This is a genomic window from Spirosoma litoris (assembly GCF_054776755.1).
Map to the genome: position 1 here is coordinate 112,110 of NZ_BAAHBI010000075.1, position 16,423 is coordinate 128,532.

A 16,423-nucleotide genomic window follows, 5' to 3' on the forward strand; every position below is an offset into this window, starting at 1 on the left:
GCGAACTGGAAGTCCACGCTACTGACCAAAGAAAAACCCGATAGTTCATAAAGAGCTACCGGGTTGGAGAATAGGTTAAGAATAGTCAGCGTCAGAGCGACACATTTTCGAGCGTAACATAACGCTTTAGGTTGCTCATGGCTCCGAAAATCAAATTGTAAACAGACTGAATGTTAATGTGCATGAGGGCCGAAATTTCTTCGTTACTCATATTTTGAAAATACCGCAGGTGAACGGCTTCACGCTGACGGCGGGGGAGTTTTTCGAGGGCCTGATGCAGGCAATCGTTCATAAACGAATCTTCCTCGTGGGCAATAAGTAAATTTTCGTGGGATGGATCAGCGCCGGGAAGCGTGTCGCCAACGCGTCGACCATTTACCATATCATCCTGACTCACTAATTTCTGTTCAGCCGTTAGGTGGCGAACCAGCTTACGTTTAATCGAAGCCATCAGGTAAAACCGTACGGAAGTCGTTGGTCCGATGGTGGCACGGTGCTTCCAGAGCTCAACAAATAGGTCGTGGATGCAGTCTTTAATCAGAGCCCGGTCAGTAGCAAAGTGGGCGCAATAATGGTAAAGGGTTTGAACATAATTTTGGTACAGTCGGGCAAACGCATTTTCATCACCGCTACGAAACAAATTCCAGAGAGTTTCGTCGTCGGGTCCGATTTGAGTACGGGAGCGAGCCATGATAGAGAGGGTAAAGGTTAGGAATAGCCTTGGAGTGTGTAAACTTACCCATAAAAAATAGAATTTAAAAAAGTACTTAAAAAAAAATTTTATGGTTACTGATTTCCCACTTGAATAGATACAAAAGTGAACCTTTTCCCATCAAACAGTCCCTTATCGCTTAATTTGAGGACTGGGATAACCAACAGAGCCATAAAGGATAAAGTCATAAATGGAGCCGCCAGTGTACTTCCTAATTCTTCCTTCGCAAATTGGTCCAGCAATGTATATTGACCTGCTACATCATACCCATCTACATCCGTCATCAGACCAGCTACCGGTAACGGAAGCAAGTACGACTCCGGTGTAGTCGTTAAATGCAAAAACTCACGGCGGCTCATCACTTCATCATCATGTTCGTGCGGTTTCGTACCAGCAACGGCCGATAGGCCACCCCGAGATTCGATCACCAGATTTACCGCCTTGCAAATACTTTCATCATCACAACCCACCACTGTAATGTTGTGCGAATCGTGACCAACCGACGAGGCAATAGCGCCGTGTTGTAAGCCAAAGTTTTTGATAAAGGCAATAGCAGGTGGCGCATCCTGATACCGATTGACAACCGCCATTTTCAGAATATCCCGTTCTAAATCTGGTACGATTTGATCGTTCTCTAGTTTAGGTTCAAGATGAAGTTCATTGGTGATCAGCTGGCCGTCGAGAGCTTCAATGACACGGATTGCACCTGAAGACACTGCGTTCACCACAAAATCCTCTGGCTTCTTCGGCGAACAACTAAACTGATTAACATGATCACTCCGCAAATCTGGAATGTTCGACTTACCATTTTCGGCTACGATATCCCCATTAATAACCGTTTGTTGAACCGTGAATGATTGTAAACTATCAACCACAATATAATCGGCAGGGTCACCTTCACGCAAAAGACCAACTGGTAATCGATAATGCAGGACGGGATTCAAACAAGCAGCCCGAAGTACATTCCAAAGCGAATGGCCTTTTGCCAAAGCCCGTATAACGAGCTGATTGATATGCCCTTCCGCCAATGTGTCTGGATGCTTATCGTCGGAGCAGAACATAATTTGCTGCGGAAACTCAGCCAGTAAGGGAATCAGAGCCTCGAAATTACGAGCGGCACTACCTTCTCGAATAAGAATGTTCATACCCCGTTGCGCCTTATCAAGACCCTCTTCGTAGGTAAAGCATTCATGGTCGGTAGTGATACCCGCATCAATGTATTGCTGGGCATCCTCGCCTATTAATCCGGGGGCGTGTCCATCAACGGGCTTATTAAATGCATTGGCCAAGGCGATTTTAGCCATTACATCAGGGTCCTGGTTCAGTACGCCGGGGAAATTCATCATTTCAGCTAAATAGCCTATTTCCTTTAATGCCAGCAGTTTTCGAACATCCTTAACACTAATGGTAGCACCCGCTGTTTCGAACGTGGTAGCCGGAACACAGGAAGGTGCCCCAAACATAAATTTGAAGGGAACGCGACTAGCCTCCTCAATCATATAATGCACCCCGGCAACGCCAAGCACGTTCCCAATCTCGTGTGGGTCCGAGACGGTAGCAACTGTTCCGTGAACAACGGCTAATCGGGCAAACTGCGGGGGAGTTAATAGCGAGCTTTCTATATGAACATGGGCATCTATAAAACCGGGCAATACATAAGGTTCGCCTGAGCGTTCAGGCCCAAGGCGCTGAATCTCGTTAATCCGCCCATTTTCGACGATGATCGAACCATAAAAAATCGTTTGGTCAAAGAGATTCAGGATATTAGCCGTGATCATAAATTAGATTCGGATAAATAGGTTACGGCGGTACATCCACCAGAGAATAAGATAAAAAATAGCCAGTGTAGCGAAGCCAATTAGCAATGGCTCATAAGTGGCCCCAAACACCAGAAAAGGTCCATGCCCCAGGTGCGTATAGAAGGATTTGATAATAAACTTGTCAATGAGGTGCACCAGGCAGTAAATCGCGATGGAGTTCATACCCACCACAACCAGCGGAAACGCCCATCCCCGACGACCGGCCACATCGATAACACCATAAAAGAAAGCAAGCAGCCAAAAGCACCAGCCACCACTAAATAATACCCACGCTGGTGTCCAGATTCGTTTCACAATGGGGCAAATTCCGGTCACATGCAGCAAAACACCACTAGCCAGCCCTATGGCACCGGCAATTAGGAAGTATTTCAGAATGTCGCGCTGTGTCATTCCAGACCGCAGCCATAAACCCGCTTGTAAACCTAGCAACATTGTTCCGAGGGTAGGAATGAAGCTAAGTGTAGCATAACCGCCACCATTGAACAAAAATGGATTTTCGCGAGGGAACAGGTTCAAAAACCAGGTATCAAAAGCCCAGGCCAGGTTACTATTCTTATTAAAATGGGCCATTAATCCAGTATAATGCTCGGGCCAGTCTGCCGGAACACCCACGGCGCTATAATCAAAAGCTATGCCATTCGGGACAGGATAAAGCAAAAATGCTAGCCAATAACCCACTAAAATTACACCTAATGCAATCCAGGCGGTTCGAGCTTTAGAAGCACTTCCAATTAAGAATAGAAATGTATAGCCCATACCGATTTGGGTTAGCGTATCTTCAAACGTAAATCTCGTTTGATCGGCATGGGTAGATCGCAGAAAAATGCCGAGCAAGATCAAAATCAATGATCGCCGAAACGCATGCCACAACTGCACAGAAAACGATTGCCCTTGTTTAACCCGGCTCGCAATTGAATACGGGAGGGCCACACCAACCAGGAATGAAAAAGAAGGTTGAATCAGATCGTGCAAGGAGCAACCAGCCCAGGCAACGTGACTCTGATGGTGAGCCAGAAATGCCCAGAAAGCACTATCTGGAAACGCTTCATGGAGATGATCAAATTGCAGAATTTCGGCGGCCATCAAGGTCATAACAAAACCCCGATAGGCGTCCATAGACATTAGTCGACCAGCCAGAAAGCCGGTTTTGTTTACATCAGAAAGTGGAGGCATCGGTAACGGGTAGGAATTAAGTCTTAAAACTTGGCAATGGCATCCACATTCGCAACAACATGAATAAAGTTTTTGTAGAGAGGTGGTATATTTCGGCTTATTGCGTCTCTTTAATGAATTAGTTAGGTAATGGTCAGGTGTGGTCAAGAATTGTCAGGAGTAGTCAAAGGTTGGTAACAGTCTGATAATTCCTGACCCTACCTGACCACTGCTGACCACCACCTGACCAGCTATTTTAAACCAGTTTTTCTGATGAATGCCCGTGTATTGAAAGTTCATCCCGGCGATAACGTCATTGTGGCACTTCGCAATCTCTCGGCGGGAGAGCACATTGAATTTGAGAACGATACCTACGTTTTGCCTTATGCCGTTGGCGCTAAGCATAAATTCGTGACCGAAGACCGTCAGCCCGGCGATCCGATCACTATGTATGGTGTGCTGGTTGGTAAAGCAACTCAGCCCATTCGGCGGGGAGAACCGATTACTACCTTCAATTTAAAACACGATGCTGATCGGTACGGCCTCGACAAAAAACAACCTTTTTCCTGGGAGCCACTCGATGTCTCGAACTGGCAGGAACGGACGTTCATGGGTTATCATCGCGCGGATGGTAGCGTCGGCACACGCAACTACTGGCTCGTTGTGCCGCTGGTTTTCTGCGAGAACCGGAATGTGCTGATTCTGAAAGATGCGTTCGAACGTGAACTGGGCTATGCTCAACCCGAAATCTATCGCGAAAACGTTCATGAGTTGTTGAGCCTTTACAAAGCGGGCGAAATGGATGTCATTAAAAAGATGCAGCCATTTATTGAGCCTAATCAGGTGAGCAATCAGGCTAAAAAACGTCCTTTTCAGCACGTCGATGGGATTAAATTCCTGACCCACGAAATGGGCTGCGGAGGCACTCGGCAGGATTCTGGGTATTTGTGTTCGCTATTGGCAGGGTTTATTAACAACCCTAATGTAGCGGGAGCAACTGTGCTTAGCCTGGGTTGTCAGCATTTGCAAACTGATATGATTTCCGCTGAAATTAAACGGCAGAATCCGAAGTTCGATAAGCCTCTTCTTTTATTTGAGCAACAGGCTGGTACCGAATACGCGCTCATGTCGGAGGCTATCAAGGAAACGTTTCTAGGCCTGATCGAAATCAATAAAATCGAACGAAAACCGGCCCCATTGAGTGCTTTGACTGTTGGTCTGAAATGTGGTGGCTCCGATGGTTTTTCGGGCATTTCAGCGAATCCAGTACTCGGTCATCTGTCGGATACCATCGTGTCGCTGGGCGGTAAAACCGTGCTGGCTGAGTTTCCTGAACTAAACGGCGTAGAACAGGAACTCATCAATCGTACTGAAGACACAGCTAAAGCCCAGAAATTTATCACCTTGATGAGCGAGTACTCGGCTCAGGCAGAAGCCGTTGGGTCAGGATTCGACATGAATCCGTCACCAGGAAATATCAAGGATGGCCTCATCACCGATGCAATTAAGTCGGCAGGTGCAGCCAAAAAAGGCGGAACGGCCCCGGTAGCCGATGTACTGGATTATGCAGAACCAGCCACAACGCCCGGCCTTAGCCTCCTATGTACACCCGGAAACGATGTTGAAGCAACCACAGGCATGGCGGGTTCAGGTACAAACGTCATTCTGTTTACCACTGGTCTCGGTACCCCGACAGGCAATCCCGTTTGCCCAGTTGTTAAGGTTTCAACAAATACGGTCCTTAAAAACCGGATGCCCGATGTGATTGATTTCGATAGCGGCCCCATCATCGACGGCGAACAAAGCATTGCTCAAAATGCCGATTCTCTGCTGGAATACATTATCCAACTGGCGTCGGGCGAGACAATCACCCAAGCCGAACGATTAGGCCAAGACGACTTTATCCCCTGGAAACGGGGTGTTTCACTTTAACAATTGCGAAAGAGTGAATGAGTGAAAGAGCGAACCCCATCCGGCGGACTATTTCGCGCCAGCTATTCACTCTTGCGCTCATTCACTCTTTCACTCATTCAACTATGTTCTCACTTAAAAACAAAACCGCCCTCGTTACGGGGGGAGCTAGTGGTATTGGGCTGGCTATTTCAAAGACGTTTGCCCAGGCAGGTGCTTCTGTTCATATCCTTGATCTTAATAAAGATCAGGCAGAGCAGGCCGTTGACGAGATAAAACAGGCAGGTGGTCAGGCCGTTAGCCATGCGATTGATGTCTCGAATCAGCAACAGGCAGTGGAGCTTGTCAATCAGATAGCCGAACTGGGACCAATTCATATTCTGGTCAATAATGCAGGTGTCTCACACATAGGCACCGTAGAAACGACGACCGAAGCCGATTTCGACCGGATTTACCGCATTAACATTAAAGGTGTGTACAATTGCCTTCATGCGACCATTCCGCATCTGAAAGCCAATGGTGGCGGTGTAGTTCTGAATATGGCGTCGATAGCTGCTACAGTCGGTATTCCTGACCGTTTCGCTTATGCCATGAGTAAGGGTGCCGTCTTGACTATGACCTTATCCATTGCCAAGGATTACCTGAAAGATAATATTCGCTGCAACTGTATCTCGCCTGCGCGGGTGCACACGCCCTTTGTAGATGGGTTCATTGCCAGAACATATCCGGGTCGGGAAGCGGAGATGTTCGAAAAACTCTCGAAAACGCAACCCATCGGCCGAATGGCTGAGCCCGAAGAAATTGGTGCCCTGGCTTTATACCTCTGTTCCGACGAGGCCGGTTTCATAACCGGATGCGATTATCCAATTGATGGTGGCTTTACTAGATTGAATAATTAGTAGGTTCTAGATTTTTTGAAATCCTGACTGCCATCGCTGAGTTGTTTTAAACTGCTCACGCTACAGAAAAATGTGATCACTTTTTGTCATCCCGACTTCAGGAGGGATCTCAAGCTGCATAATAGTCAAGTTTGAGATCCCTCCTGAAGTCGGGATGATAAAAATAAGAACCTAATACTTTCCATCAAGCCTCCCTTCCATAATCAAATAATACAGAATTCACCGGCCAACCAATAACGTTTATAGGCTGAAATAGGTTACTAATAGAATCGGGATTCATCGGGTCTCTGATGATCGAACAGGGTATGAATTTGCAGGTGATTATAACAAGACTGTCCTTGCAATCCACCCCAAATCTTCGTAAATTAGCCAGATTCTAAACGCAACTAATGAACTTCAAATTAACTTCTGAATTTCAACCCACCGGCGACCAACCGAAAGCGATTGAGAAGCTGGTCAAGGGTATAAATGAAGGCGAACCAGCGCAGGTATTACTTGGGGTCACTGGATCGGGCAAGACCTTTACCGTAGCCAATCTCATTGCGCAAACCAACCGCCCAACACTCGTACTGAGCCACAACAAAACACTGGCGGCTCAGCTTTACGGCGAATTCAAGCAGTTTTTCCCCGAAAATGCGGTTGAGTACTTCATCTCTTACTACGACTATTATCAGCCGGAAGCGTTCATTGCTACCACAAATACCTACATCGAGAAAGACCTTGCCATCAATGAAGAAATCGACAAACTGCGACTCGCGGCAACGTCGGCACTGATGAGCGGCCGACGCGATGTAATTGTGGTAGCATCGGTTTCGTGTATCTACGGCATGGGAAATCCTGAAGAATTTAAGCGGAACGTAGTAAGGATTGGGGTGGGCGAGCAAATGAGCCGCAATCAGTTTCTGCATCAGTTGGTTAGTATCCTGTATAGTCGCACGGAAGGCGATTTTCAACGAGGTAACTTCCGCGTTAAAGGCGATACGGTCGATCTCTATGTTGCCTACGCCGACTTTGCTTACCGGGTCATTTTCTTCGGCGACGAGATCGAAACGATCCAGCAGATTGACCCCAGCACTGGCCGCAAGATCTCGAACGAGACTATGGTTACGATCTTCCCCGCCAATCTGTTCGTCACGGGTCGGGATACGCTAAACAATGCCATCCACGAAATTCAGGACGACATGGTGGCGCAGGTACGGTACTTCGAATCGGAGATGCGGGAACAGGAAGCTACGCGTATTCAGGAACGTACTGAGTTCGATCTTGAAATGATGCGGGAGTTGGGCTACTGTTCAGGTATTGAAAACTATTCCCGCTATTTCGACCGACGCCAACCCGGTCAACGCCCCTTCTGTTTGCTGGATTATTTCCCGGATGATTACCTGATGGTAATTGACGAAAGCCACGTGACAATTCCGCAAATCAGAGCGATGTGGGGTGGCGACCGCTCTCGTAAAACCGCGCTTGTCGACTACGGTTTCCGGCTCCCATCGGCAATGGACAACCGACCGCTAACGTTCCAGGAGTTTGAAGATCTATCGGGGCAATCGATTTATGTGTCAGCAACTCCTTCCGACTACGAACTTCGTAAAAGCGATGGCGTTATCGTAGAGCAGCTTATACGACCAACTGGCTTGCTAGATCCTGAAATTGAGGTTCGCCCAAGCCTTAACCAGATTGATGATCTGCTCGAATCCATCGATAGCCGTATAAAAAATGGAGAGCGTGTTTTAGTGACGACCCTCACCAAACGGATGGCCGAAGAGTTGACCAAATACCTCGACCGGGTTGGCATTAAAACCCGTTACATTCACTCGGAAGTAAAAACCCTGGATCGGGTTGAAATTCTGCGCGACTTGCGATTGGGTAACTTCGATGTATTAGTCGGTGTCAACCTATTGCGCGAAGGGCTTGATTTGCCCGAAGTATCGCTGGTAGCCATCATGGATGCCGATAAAGAAGGCTTTCTGCGCGACATTCGGTCACTCATTCAGACCATTGGTCGGGCAGCCCGAAACTCGAACGGAAAAGTAATTATGTATGCCGACCGGATTACGGGTTCAATGGAGAAAGCGATTGATGAAACCAACCGTCGGCGGGCCATCCAGATGGAGTATAACGCTGATAATGGTATCACCCCAATGACCGTGTTGAAATCCAAAGAAGCCATCATAGGCCAAACCAAAGTGGCCGATTCGAAAGCGAAACATTTCTACGTCGAACCCGAAGAAATCCGCATTGCTGCCGATCCTGTGGTTCGTTACATGGGCAAAGGCGATCTGGAAAAAATGATTAACGAAACCCAATCGAAAATGGAACGAGCCGCCAAAGACCTCGACTTCCTGGAGGCCGCTCGTTTACGCGATGAGTTGTTTCAGTTGCGGGATAAGTTGAAGAAGGAAACGGTGTGAGTTATCTGGATTACTTAAGGGCGTAGCTGACCCGTAGCCCCCGTGCTCCGTTGGGCAGGAGGTCAGGGCTAAGTGATAACCGGTTATTTCGACGAGTGAGTTTATGAAGTTCCGGAATCCCAATACCGCATGTAGCTCCAATAATAAAGCCAGTGATCACATCGGTTCGGAAATGTTTACCCGCTTCCATTCGATTGACGCCAACCAGAATAGGCGGAATTGCGGCCCCGGTAAAGATGGCTAACCGCTTCCAGCCTTTGATGTGGTAATAATCGGTCAGCACTTTAGCTGCAAAGAAAGTAGCCGTGGTACTAAACGAAACGTGGCCACTATAAAATGAATTACTTTTAGCTTCACCCGTCTTAAGCTCTAGTGGCAGTGCTGGGTTATAGGTCAGCGGTCGGGCTCGCCGAATTGGAAATGCTGAGGCAAAATAAATAATGTTGTTTACTGCATGTGCCGTTGTATACAAGCCTAACAAATCTAACGCATCTTTTCGCATCCTGGAACTTAACATGAGCAGAACCGGACTGGCGATGGATAGATTCAGAAACAGGTCGGATCGCGTCTGGGCTGCCTCAAAGCGGGCGGGGTCGAAGTAGGCGACAGGTCGATCAAATGCATTAATCTGGCTGGGGTCAAGTTTTGCTATATCATCACTGGTTAGGGTCGCCGTCCGGTCTAACGCTCGAAATCCCAGAATCGAGGCACCCAGAAAAGCAACTGAACCCGGTAGTTCATAGGCCGTGTAAACCCGATACGGAGAATTTTTGCTCGTGTCCGATTGACCATGTCCCCTAAGCGTATACGTTAAAAAAAATGCTAGTGTCAGGCAAAACTTTATTATCGGGTATGTCATAACTTTATGCTATAAAAAATGAGATCTACAAAGTTAGTCAATTGGCTATTGTGGCCGGATTGCCTGTCCTGGATTCGGACCGGGTAGCATGTGCCCAGTTTGGTCGATGAAGTGGGCGATTGACTTTTGTCAGCCACACATGGAAGCCTGCAACTTACAAATTATCCTTACCTTGCAGGCCGTCAGGTCAAACCACGAAACCTCTATGAAACGTCTACTAATTATCCTCGGCATTATTGCTGCCGTTGTACTTATTGGGTTCTTCTCACTGCGCAGCTGGACCAAATCCAGTAGCCCCGAAGCTGTTGCTCAGGTCGACCAGAATGGTCTGAAAATAAAAGTAGATTATTGCCAGCCTTACAAGAAAGGACGCAAGATTTTCGGCGGTCTGGTTCCTTACGGAAAAGTCTGGCGGACAGGAGCCAACGAGGCTACGGTCATTGAATTCGATCAAAATGTGGTTATAGCCGGACAACCTTTAGACAAAGGCGAGTACACACTTTGGACGATTCCATCCGCTGATGGCTGGATTGCTATTTTTAATAGCGAAACTGGCCAATGGGGTACCAGTTATGATCAAACAAAAGACGTGCTTCGTGTGCCCGTAGCATCACGGAAACATAGCCCAATGGCTGAACAGTTTTACATCAGCTTTTCGCCGTCGGCAACAGGTACCGATATGATTCTGGCATGGGACGAAACCGAAGCCATTATACCCGTTCAGAAACGAACAAATAATGATTAAACATACTTCAAGTAAATAAAAAAGCCGCGTAGTGGATAAACTACGCGGCTTTTCATTGTCAACCTATAAGGTTTCTAAAACCTTAGGTTTGGAAATTTAATGGTGAAAGCTTTCCCCTATAAACTTTAACGCATCAGGCAATCCACTACGCCAATACGACCAGGTATGTGCGCCATCACGGGCACGATACTCGTGCGGAATTTTTCGTTCCAACAAGGCAATATGGAGCATCGCATTGCCAACTGTCAGTGCATCATCATCCCCACAGTCGATGTACCAGCGCACTTTCGTCAGATCGCTTTCAGGAGCTGATTTTGCCAACGTAATAGGACTATTCCGTTTCCAGGCAAGTGTCAGTCGCTCCTGACCTTTAACGGGACCGCTAAATATGGGCGCATAAACAGTATTATAACGCTCATCAGGTACACTAGCGAATGTTTCGTCGGTTCGGACGGCGGCACTGAGAGCCGCACAGGCACTAAATAATTCGGGATGGTGCATGGCTAATGTCAATGAACCGAACCCTCCCATCGATAACCCTGAAATAGCCCGATACGTACGTTCGGTACGGGTCCGGAACATGGAATCGATGTGGGGAATCAATTCCTGTACAAACATGTCTTCATACCGAACTTTGTTCTGATAATCATTTACATAAAAGGTAGCCCAGGCATTGGGCATGACAATAATCATTGGCGGCAATTGGCCTGATTTAATACCTTCGTCGACAATTCGATCGGCTTCACCAAACTGCACCCAGCCGGTTTCGTTGTCGCCTAAGCCGTGTAACAGGTAAACGACTGGATACCGCCGATTCGACACATAGTAATCAGGGGGCAGATAAATCGAGAATTTAACAGCCTGGTTCATCAGCGAACTATTCATAACCAGGCTTTCTAACAGCCGAACTTGCGGGGCAGCTACTACCGGAACAGGGCCATTACTTTGTGGGGTTGTTAGCTGAGCACGTCGGCGAGATTGGGCCGAAGCGGTTAATGTCAGCACGACCAGGTACGAACAAATTAGTAAACTACGTATCGACATGGGCTTATAGACAGTGAAAGGCGGTTAATTTATGCGAAATTTACGCCGTATAAGCCATTGATCGCGAATTAGTGAATTCTTTATCCGACGCTCGCTGGCCCAAACAGCTCGCTTGTGTTATTCCTTAAACGAACCCATAATGCACAAACGCTTACTCCTCCCTATCTTTTTAACAATTTTACGGCTCACCAGCAGCCAAGCCCAAACCCTACCCGACTGGGAAGATCCCCAAGTAATTAGTCAACATACCGAGAAGCCTCATGCAAACTTAATTCCGTTTGCCACCGAGCAACAAGCGCTGAATGCCTCCGACTGGCGCACCTCTCCTCATGTTAAACTTCTCAATGGCAGCTGGAAATTTCGCTGGGTCAAACATCCCAAACTAATTCCGGTCGATTTCTACCAACCCACAACCAACGATCAAAACTGGGATAACCTGCCTGTACCCTCGAATTGGCAAGTAGTAGGCGCTCGGGAAGGACGACCTTATGATCGCCCGATTTTTACGAACATTAAGCACCCATTTCCGGTCACTCCTCCACGCATTACAGCTGACACGAACGCGGTTGGTTTATACCGGATGCGGTTTACGATTCCAGCATCCTTTCAGGACCGCGAGATATTTTTACACTTCGCCGGGGTGCAATCAACCTGCCGGGTTTATCTGAACGGGCAACCGGTTGGTTATCACGAAGACAGCATGACACCTGCTGAATTTCTAATTACAGACAAGCTCAAAGCAGGCGAGAACTTACTAGCCGTTGAAGTCATCAACTGGTCGGATGGAAGCTATCTGGAAGATCAGGACTTCTGGCGTCTTTCGGGCATTTTTCGTGATGTTTTTCTAGTCGCTACTCCTAAAACCTATCTTCGGGATTTAACTGTTGTTACCGACCTGGACGATCAATACCGCGATGCCAGCTTAAGACTCACAGCTAATGTTCGCCATCTGACTACGGGCACACAAGCCCCATATAGGATTCGGTTTACCTTATATGATCCTAAACGAACCGTTATTTTTTCGGAGACAATCAGTTCCGAAAATGCCACCGATGCGGGCCAGGAAGCCCTTTTTCGACTAAAAAAAGACATTAAAGCACCGTTGCTCTGGAGTGCCGAAACGCCCGCTCTTTATACGCTTATAACTCAGTTGATTGGGGCAGATGGGCAAGCGTCGGAAGCAGTTAGTCAACGAATAGGTTTTCGCGAGATGACATTAACTGACGGTCAGCTTTTAGTTAATGGAAAGGCCGTTACGTATAAGGGTGTCAATCGCCACGAATTTGACCCTAACACGGGCCGGGTCATTAGTCGGGAATCAATGATTCAAGACATAAAGCTGATGAAGCAATACAACATCAACGCCGTCCGCACATCGCATTATCCGAACGTAACAGACTGGTATGATCTCTGCGACGAATATGGCCTGTATGTCATTGATGAAGCTAATATCGAGAGTCATGATTTGTGGGGCAAAGGCCAGACACCAGCCGCCAAACCCGAATGGCGCGATGCCTTTGTAGCACGTGGTCGGGCGATGGTCGAGCGCGACAAAAATCACCCCTCTATTGTCATCTGGTCGCTGGGTAATGAAACGGGCATGGGTCAGAATTTTAAAGACATGGCCGACATTATGCGGCTCATTGACCCTACACGTCCCATTCATTACGAAGGTCGGCAACCCTATAACAATACCTCGCTGACCAACTTTGATATTATCTCAACCATGTATCCATCTGTCGATGACATGGTGAAACTCATGGAAAAAGATCCTCATCGGCCCGTTATCGTTTGCGAATATGCGCACGCGATGGGAAATAGCGTCGGTAATTTGAAAGACTATTGGGCGGCTATCGACAAATATCCACGCATGCAGGGCGCCTTCATTTGGGACTGGGTCGATCAGGGTTTGCGGTTGAAAAATAAAGCGGGTAAAGAGTTCACCGACCATATTAATTACATCGATGGAGCGAATGCCTGCGATGGCCTGGTTAACCCAGATCGGACACCCCAACCTGAAATTAACGAAGTAAAACTAGTTTATCAATACGTAAAATTAAATACGACAGCTCCCTTAGTGCCTGGCCAACCCGTTAAGCTTAACGTCCGGAATACCTATGATTTCCAATCACTCGAGCCCTTCCGATTAGAATGGGAGTTGATTCGAAATGGGGAAGTGATTCAACGGGGTGGCGAAAGTAATCTGGTGGCCAAACCAGGACAAACGCAGGTATTGACACTTCCCGTTAAGCTTAACGCCACCATTGATACCCGGCAGATTGATGGGAATGCACGCCCTTCTGCGGCTGCACTAGCGGAGCGAAGCGCGCAATCGGGTGAGTATTTTCTTAACGTAAGTGTTCGGCTAAAGCAGGCAACCAGTTGGGCACCTGCTGGTCATGAAGTCGCTTCCGGGCAATTCCCAATTAAAACCGATTCGCCAACGCCCATCGTTATGGGTATGAACCGAATTCCAGCGGTTAAGATGACAGCCACACCAGCGGTAGTCACGATCCGCGGAAAAGAATTCGCCGTTGTTTTTGATAAAGGTACAGGAACACTGAGCCAATGGATCTATAAAGGCAAAAACCTGCTGGCACAAGCCTCCACGGCAGAGCGGAGTGCAGAGCCTGGTCTTCAGCCAAGTTTCTGGCGGGTACCTACCGACAATGATGAAGGCGGTGGACAGGCTTCTTATGCAACTCGTTGGCGGAAGGCTGGAGTAGACACCATCAAAGCGCGCCCTGTTGAATTTAAACTAGACCCTCGGCCGCAAATGGTGCGGATTAGCTGCACAAACGACCTGGTGGCTGCTGGTGGCAACCTACGTCAGCAAACGGACTACATTGTATATGGCACCGGCGATATACAGGTTACAACAACCTACACGCCTTCAGGCACCTTGCCGCCACTAGCCCGAGTTGGGATGCAGGTTCAGTTACCAACAAATTTTACCAATTTCACCTGGTACGGGCGCGGCCCATTTGAGAGTTACGCCGATCGGAAAGACGCGGCCAAAGTTGGACTCTACGAATCGAAAGTAGCGAACCAGTTTTTCCCCTATACAATGGCGCAGGAAAATGGCAATAAAACCGATGTACGCTGGGCTAAACTTACCGACGAACAGGGATTTGGAATTCTATTTATGAGCGATATGAGTAACAATTCGCTACTCAATATCAACGCACGCGATTATACCGATACGGCTTTACTCAAAGCCAAGCAACCCAATACGCAAGACCTTGAACGCGGAAACGTAACTGTTTTAAACATCGACATGGCGCAGATGGGTCTTGGGGGCGACGATAGCTGGTCACCGCGCGTTCATCCCGACTATTTGCTTCCAGCCAACAAGCCTTACACATACTCGTTCCGAATGCGGCCGGTAGATGTTCGCACAAAGATTACAGAAGAGGTTAACTTATCTTTACCGCGTTAGCCACTCGGATCAAGTATCAAAATCAGCAATTAGGTTAATTTATAGCACCTGATTCTCACCGCACTAGGCTCTATTGAATAAATAGAAATTGTACGGTATTCTGGGGTAAATGACCTTATTTCATTAAAAAAGACAGGGTTTTTATCAAATTTAGTCACCAAAATAACGGATGCCGATAGAAAATACCCTATTTTCGGGCTGTGCATAATCTATATGTTTAAATTTATCCCTTTTGTATGGCCAAACTGATTATCGTGGACGACGAACAGAAAATTCGTGCGGCTCTACGCGATATTTTAGAATATGAAGGCTACGATGTTGACGAAGCGAAAGATGGTGAAGAAGGGCTGGATATGATTCTGCGCGGAAGTTACGACGTAGCTTTGTGCGATATTAAAATGCCCAAAATGAACGGCCTTGAGGTACTGGCAAAGGTTAGCGAAGCCGAGAAAAGTACCCAGGTTGTCATGATCTCAGCCTTTGGCAACGTTGAAAATGCCGTTGAAGCGACCAAACGCGGAGCCTTTGATTTCATTACCAAACCACCCGATCTTAACCGCCTTTTAATTACCGTCCGCAACGCCATTGAGCGGGCCAAGCTGGTTCAGGAAACCAAAACCCTGAAGAAGCGTATCTATAAACTGAATGAAATTGTTGGCGAGTCGGAGCCTATCAAGAAAGTTAAAGATACGATCAATCGAGTTGCTGCTACTGAAGCGCGTGTGCTGGTAACAGGAGCTAATGGCTCCGGTAAAGAGATGGTGGCCAAGCAGATTCATGAGAAAGGTAGCCGCGCTAACCAGCCTTTAGTGGAAGTAAACTGCGCTGCCATACCAAGCGAACTCATTGAAAGTGAGCTATTTGGCCACGAAAAAGGGTCATTTACGGGGGCTGCTGCCCGCCGGGTCGGTAAGTTTGAGCAAGCCGATGGTGGCACGTTGTTCCTTGATGAGATTGGCGATATGAGTTTGTCGGCACAGGCAAAAGTGCTACGGGCTTTGCAGGAAAACAAGATTACACGCGTTGGTGGCGATAAGGAAATTAAAGTCAACGTGCGGGTAATTGCCGCTACGAACAAAGACCTTCGGCAGGAAATTATTAACGGCAACTTCCGGGAAGACTTATTCCACCGCCTGAGTGTTATCATGATTCATGTCCCCCCCTTAGCTGAACGGCGGGTCGATATCCCTCTCCTGGCCGATAAGTTTTTACACGATATCGCTACAGAATACGGCGCTCCCCCTAAAGATCTTACACCCGACGCCATGAATTTCCTGCAATCGCTTCCCTGGACAGGAAATGTTCGGGAGTTGCGGAACGTCATCGAACGCCTAGTCATCATGTGTGGTGATGATATTACGCTGGAAGATGTGAAGCTTTATGCGTGATAATGATTGAATGAGTGAGTGATAGAATGATTGAATAGTTTAT

11 protein-coding genes are annotated in these 16,423 nt (G+C 47.6%); 6 read left to right on the top strand and 5 right to left on the bottom strand.

Annotated features, from left to right (window positions below):
• Positions 1–91: 91 nt before the first annotated feature.
• The 3 genes from ACYVGR_RS35710 to ACYVGR_RS35720 form a co-directional block, all read right to left on the bottom strand.
• Positions 92–691: an RNA polymerase sigma factor gene (locus tag ACYVGR_RS35710; RefSeq protein WP_460965407.1), complete on the bottom strand. Its 600-nt coding sequence runs from the start codon at positions 689–691 to the stop codon at positions 92–94.
• 95 nt (positions 692–786) lie between these two features.
• Positions 787–2,490 carry an adenine deaminase gene (gene ade, locus ACYVGR_RS35715; protein WP_460965409.1) on the bottom strand — a complete coding sequence of 568 codons (1,704 nt, stop codon included), beginning with the start codon at positions 2,488–2,490 and terminating at the stop codon, positions 787–789.
• Between the two features lie 3 nt (positions 2,491–2,493).
• Positions 2,494–3,648, bottom strand: a complete 1,155-nt coding sequence (locus ACYVGR_RS35720) for an acyltransferase family protein (protein ID WP_460965840.1) — start codon at positions 3,646–3,648, stop codon at positions 2,494–2,496.
• Positions 3,649–3,957: 309 nt separating this feature from the next.
• Here ACYVGR_RS35720 and ACYVGR_RS35725 point away from each other — a divergent pair, with 309 nt between their 5' ends.
• From ACYVGR_RS35725 to uvrB, 3 genes are all read left to right on the top strand, one after another.
• On the top strand, positions 3,958–5,616 hold the full coding sequence (locus ACYVGR_RS35725; protein WP_460965410.1) for a UxaA family hydrolase: 1,659 nt from the start codon (positions 3,958–3,960) through the stop codon (positions 5,614–5,616).
• Positions 5,617–5,720: 104 nt separating this feature from the next.
• The gene (locus ACYVGR_RS35730; RefSeq protein WP_460965411.1) at positions 5,721–6,494 is read left to right on the top strand and encodes an SDR family NAD(P)-dependent oxidoreductase; all 774 of its coding nucleotides are present in this window, start codon (positions 5,721–5,723) and stop codon (positions 6,492–6,494) included.
• Between the two features lie 389 nt (positions 6,495–6,883).
• Positions 6,884–8,905 carry an excinuclease ABC subunit UvrB gene (uvrB, locus tag ACYVGR_RS35735; RefSeq protein ID WP_460965413.1) on the top strand — a complete coding sequence of 674 codons (2,022 nt, stop codon included), beginning with the start codon at positions 6,884–6,886 and terminating at the stop codon, positions 8,903–8,905.
• 10 nt (positions 8,906–8,915) lie between these two features.
• Here the strand turns inward: uvrB and ACYVGR_RS35740 are convergent, their stop codons facing one another.
• Positions 8,916–9,764 carry a phosphatase PAP2 family protein gene (locus ACYVGR_RS35740; RefSeq protein ID WP_460965415.1) on the bottom strand — a complete coding sequence of 283 codons (849 nt, stop codon included), beginning with the start codon at positions 9,762–9,764 and terminating at the stop codon, positions 8,916–8,918.
• 205 nt (positions 9,765–9,969) lie between these two features.
• Between ACYVGR_RS35740 and ACYVGR_RS35745 the strand changes: the two genes are divergently transcribed.
• Positions 9,970–10,509, top strand: coding sequence for a DUF2911 domain-containing protein (locus ACYVGR_RS35745; RefSeq protein WP_460965417.1), 540 nt, complete (start codon positions 9,970–9,972; stop codon positions 10,507–10,509).
• Positions 10,510–10,605: 96 nt separating this feature from the next.
• Here ACYVGR_RS35745 and ACYVGR_RS35750 read toward each other — a convergent pair whose 3' ends face one another.
• Entirely contained in the window at positions 10,606–11,553 is a 948-nt protein-coding gene (locus ACYVGR_RS35750) for an alpha/beta hydrolase (RefSeq protein WP_460965419.1), read from the bottom strand.
• 139 nt (positions 11,554–11,692) lie between these two features.
• On the opposite strand from ACYVGR_RS35750, the gene lacZ reads away from it, so the two are divergent.
• Together lacZ and ACYVGR_RS35760 are read left to right on the top strand one after the other, a co-directional pair.
• The gene (gene lacZ / locus ACYVGR_RS35755) at positions 11,693–14,992 is read left to right on the top strand and encodes a beta-galactosidase, LacZ type (protein WP_460965420.1); all 3,300 of its coding nucleotides are present in this window, start codon (positions 11,693–11,695) and stop codon (positions 14,990–14,992) included.
• A gap of 236 nt (positions 14,993–15,228) precedes the next feature.
• On the top strand, positions 15,229–16,380 hold the full coding sequence (locus tag ACYVGR_RS35760; RefSeq protein ID WP_460965422.1) for a sigma-54-dependent transcriptional regulator: 1,152 nt from the start codon (positions 15,229–15,231) through the stop codon (positions 16,378–16,380).
• Positions 16,381–16,423: the final 43 nt, after the last annotated feature.

Bases quoted from the DNA above. Each gene is read 5' to 3' on its own strand.
- ACYVGR_RS35745 (WP_460965417.1), top strand. From the start codon at position 9,970: ATGAAACGTCTACTAATTATCCTCGGCATTATTGCTGCCGTTGTACTT.
- ACYVGR_RS35740 (WP_460965415.1), bottom strand. From the start codon at position 9,764: ATGACATACCCGATAATAAAGTTTTGCCTGACACTAGCATTTTTTTTA.
- ACYVGR_RS35720 (WP_460965840.1), bottom strand. From the start codon at position 3,648: ATGGACGCCTATCGGGGTTTTGTTATGACCTTGATGGCCGCCGAAATT.
- ACYVGR_RS35725 (WP_460965410.1), top strand. From the start codon at position 3,958: ATGAATGCCCGTGTATTGAAAGTTCATCCCGGCGATAACGTCATTGTG.
- ACYVGR_RS35760 (WP_460965422.1), top strand. From the start codon at position 15,229: ATGGCCAAACTGATTATCGTGGACGACGAACAGAAAATTCGTGCGGCT.
- ACYVGR_RS35750 (WP_460965419.1), bottom strand. From the start codon at position 11,553: ATGTCGATACGTAGTTTACTAATTTGTTCGTACCTGGTCGTGCTGACA.
- lacZ (WP_460965420.1), top strand. From the start codon at position 11,693: ATGCACAAACGCTTACTCCTCCCTATCTTTTTAACAATTTTACGGCTC.
- uvrB (WP_460965413.1), top strand. From the start codon at position 6,884: ATGAACTTCAAATTAACTTCTGAATTTCAACCCACCGGCGACCAACCG.
- ACYVGR_RS35730 (WP_460965411.1), top strand. From the start codon at position 5,721: ATGTTCTCACTTAAAAACAAAACCGCCCTCGTTACGGGGGGAGCTAGT.
- ACYVGR_RS35710 (WP_460965407.1), bottom strand. From the start codon at position 691: ATGGCTCGCTCCCGTACTCAAATCGGACCCGACGACGAAACTCTCTGG.
- ade (WP_460965409.1), bottom strand. From the start codon at position 2,490: ATGATCACGGCTAATATCCTGAATCTCTTTGACCAAACGATTTTTTAT.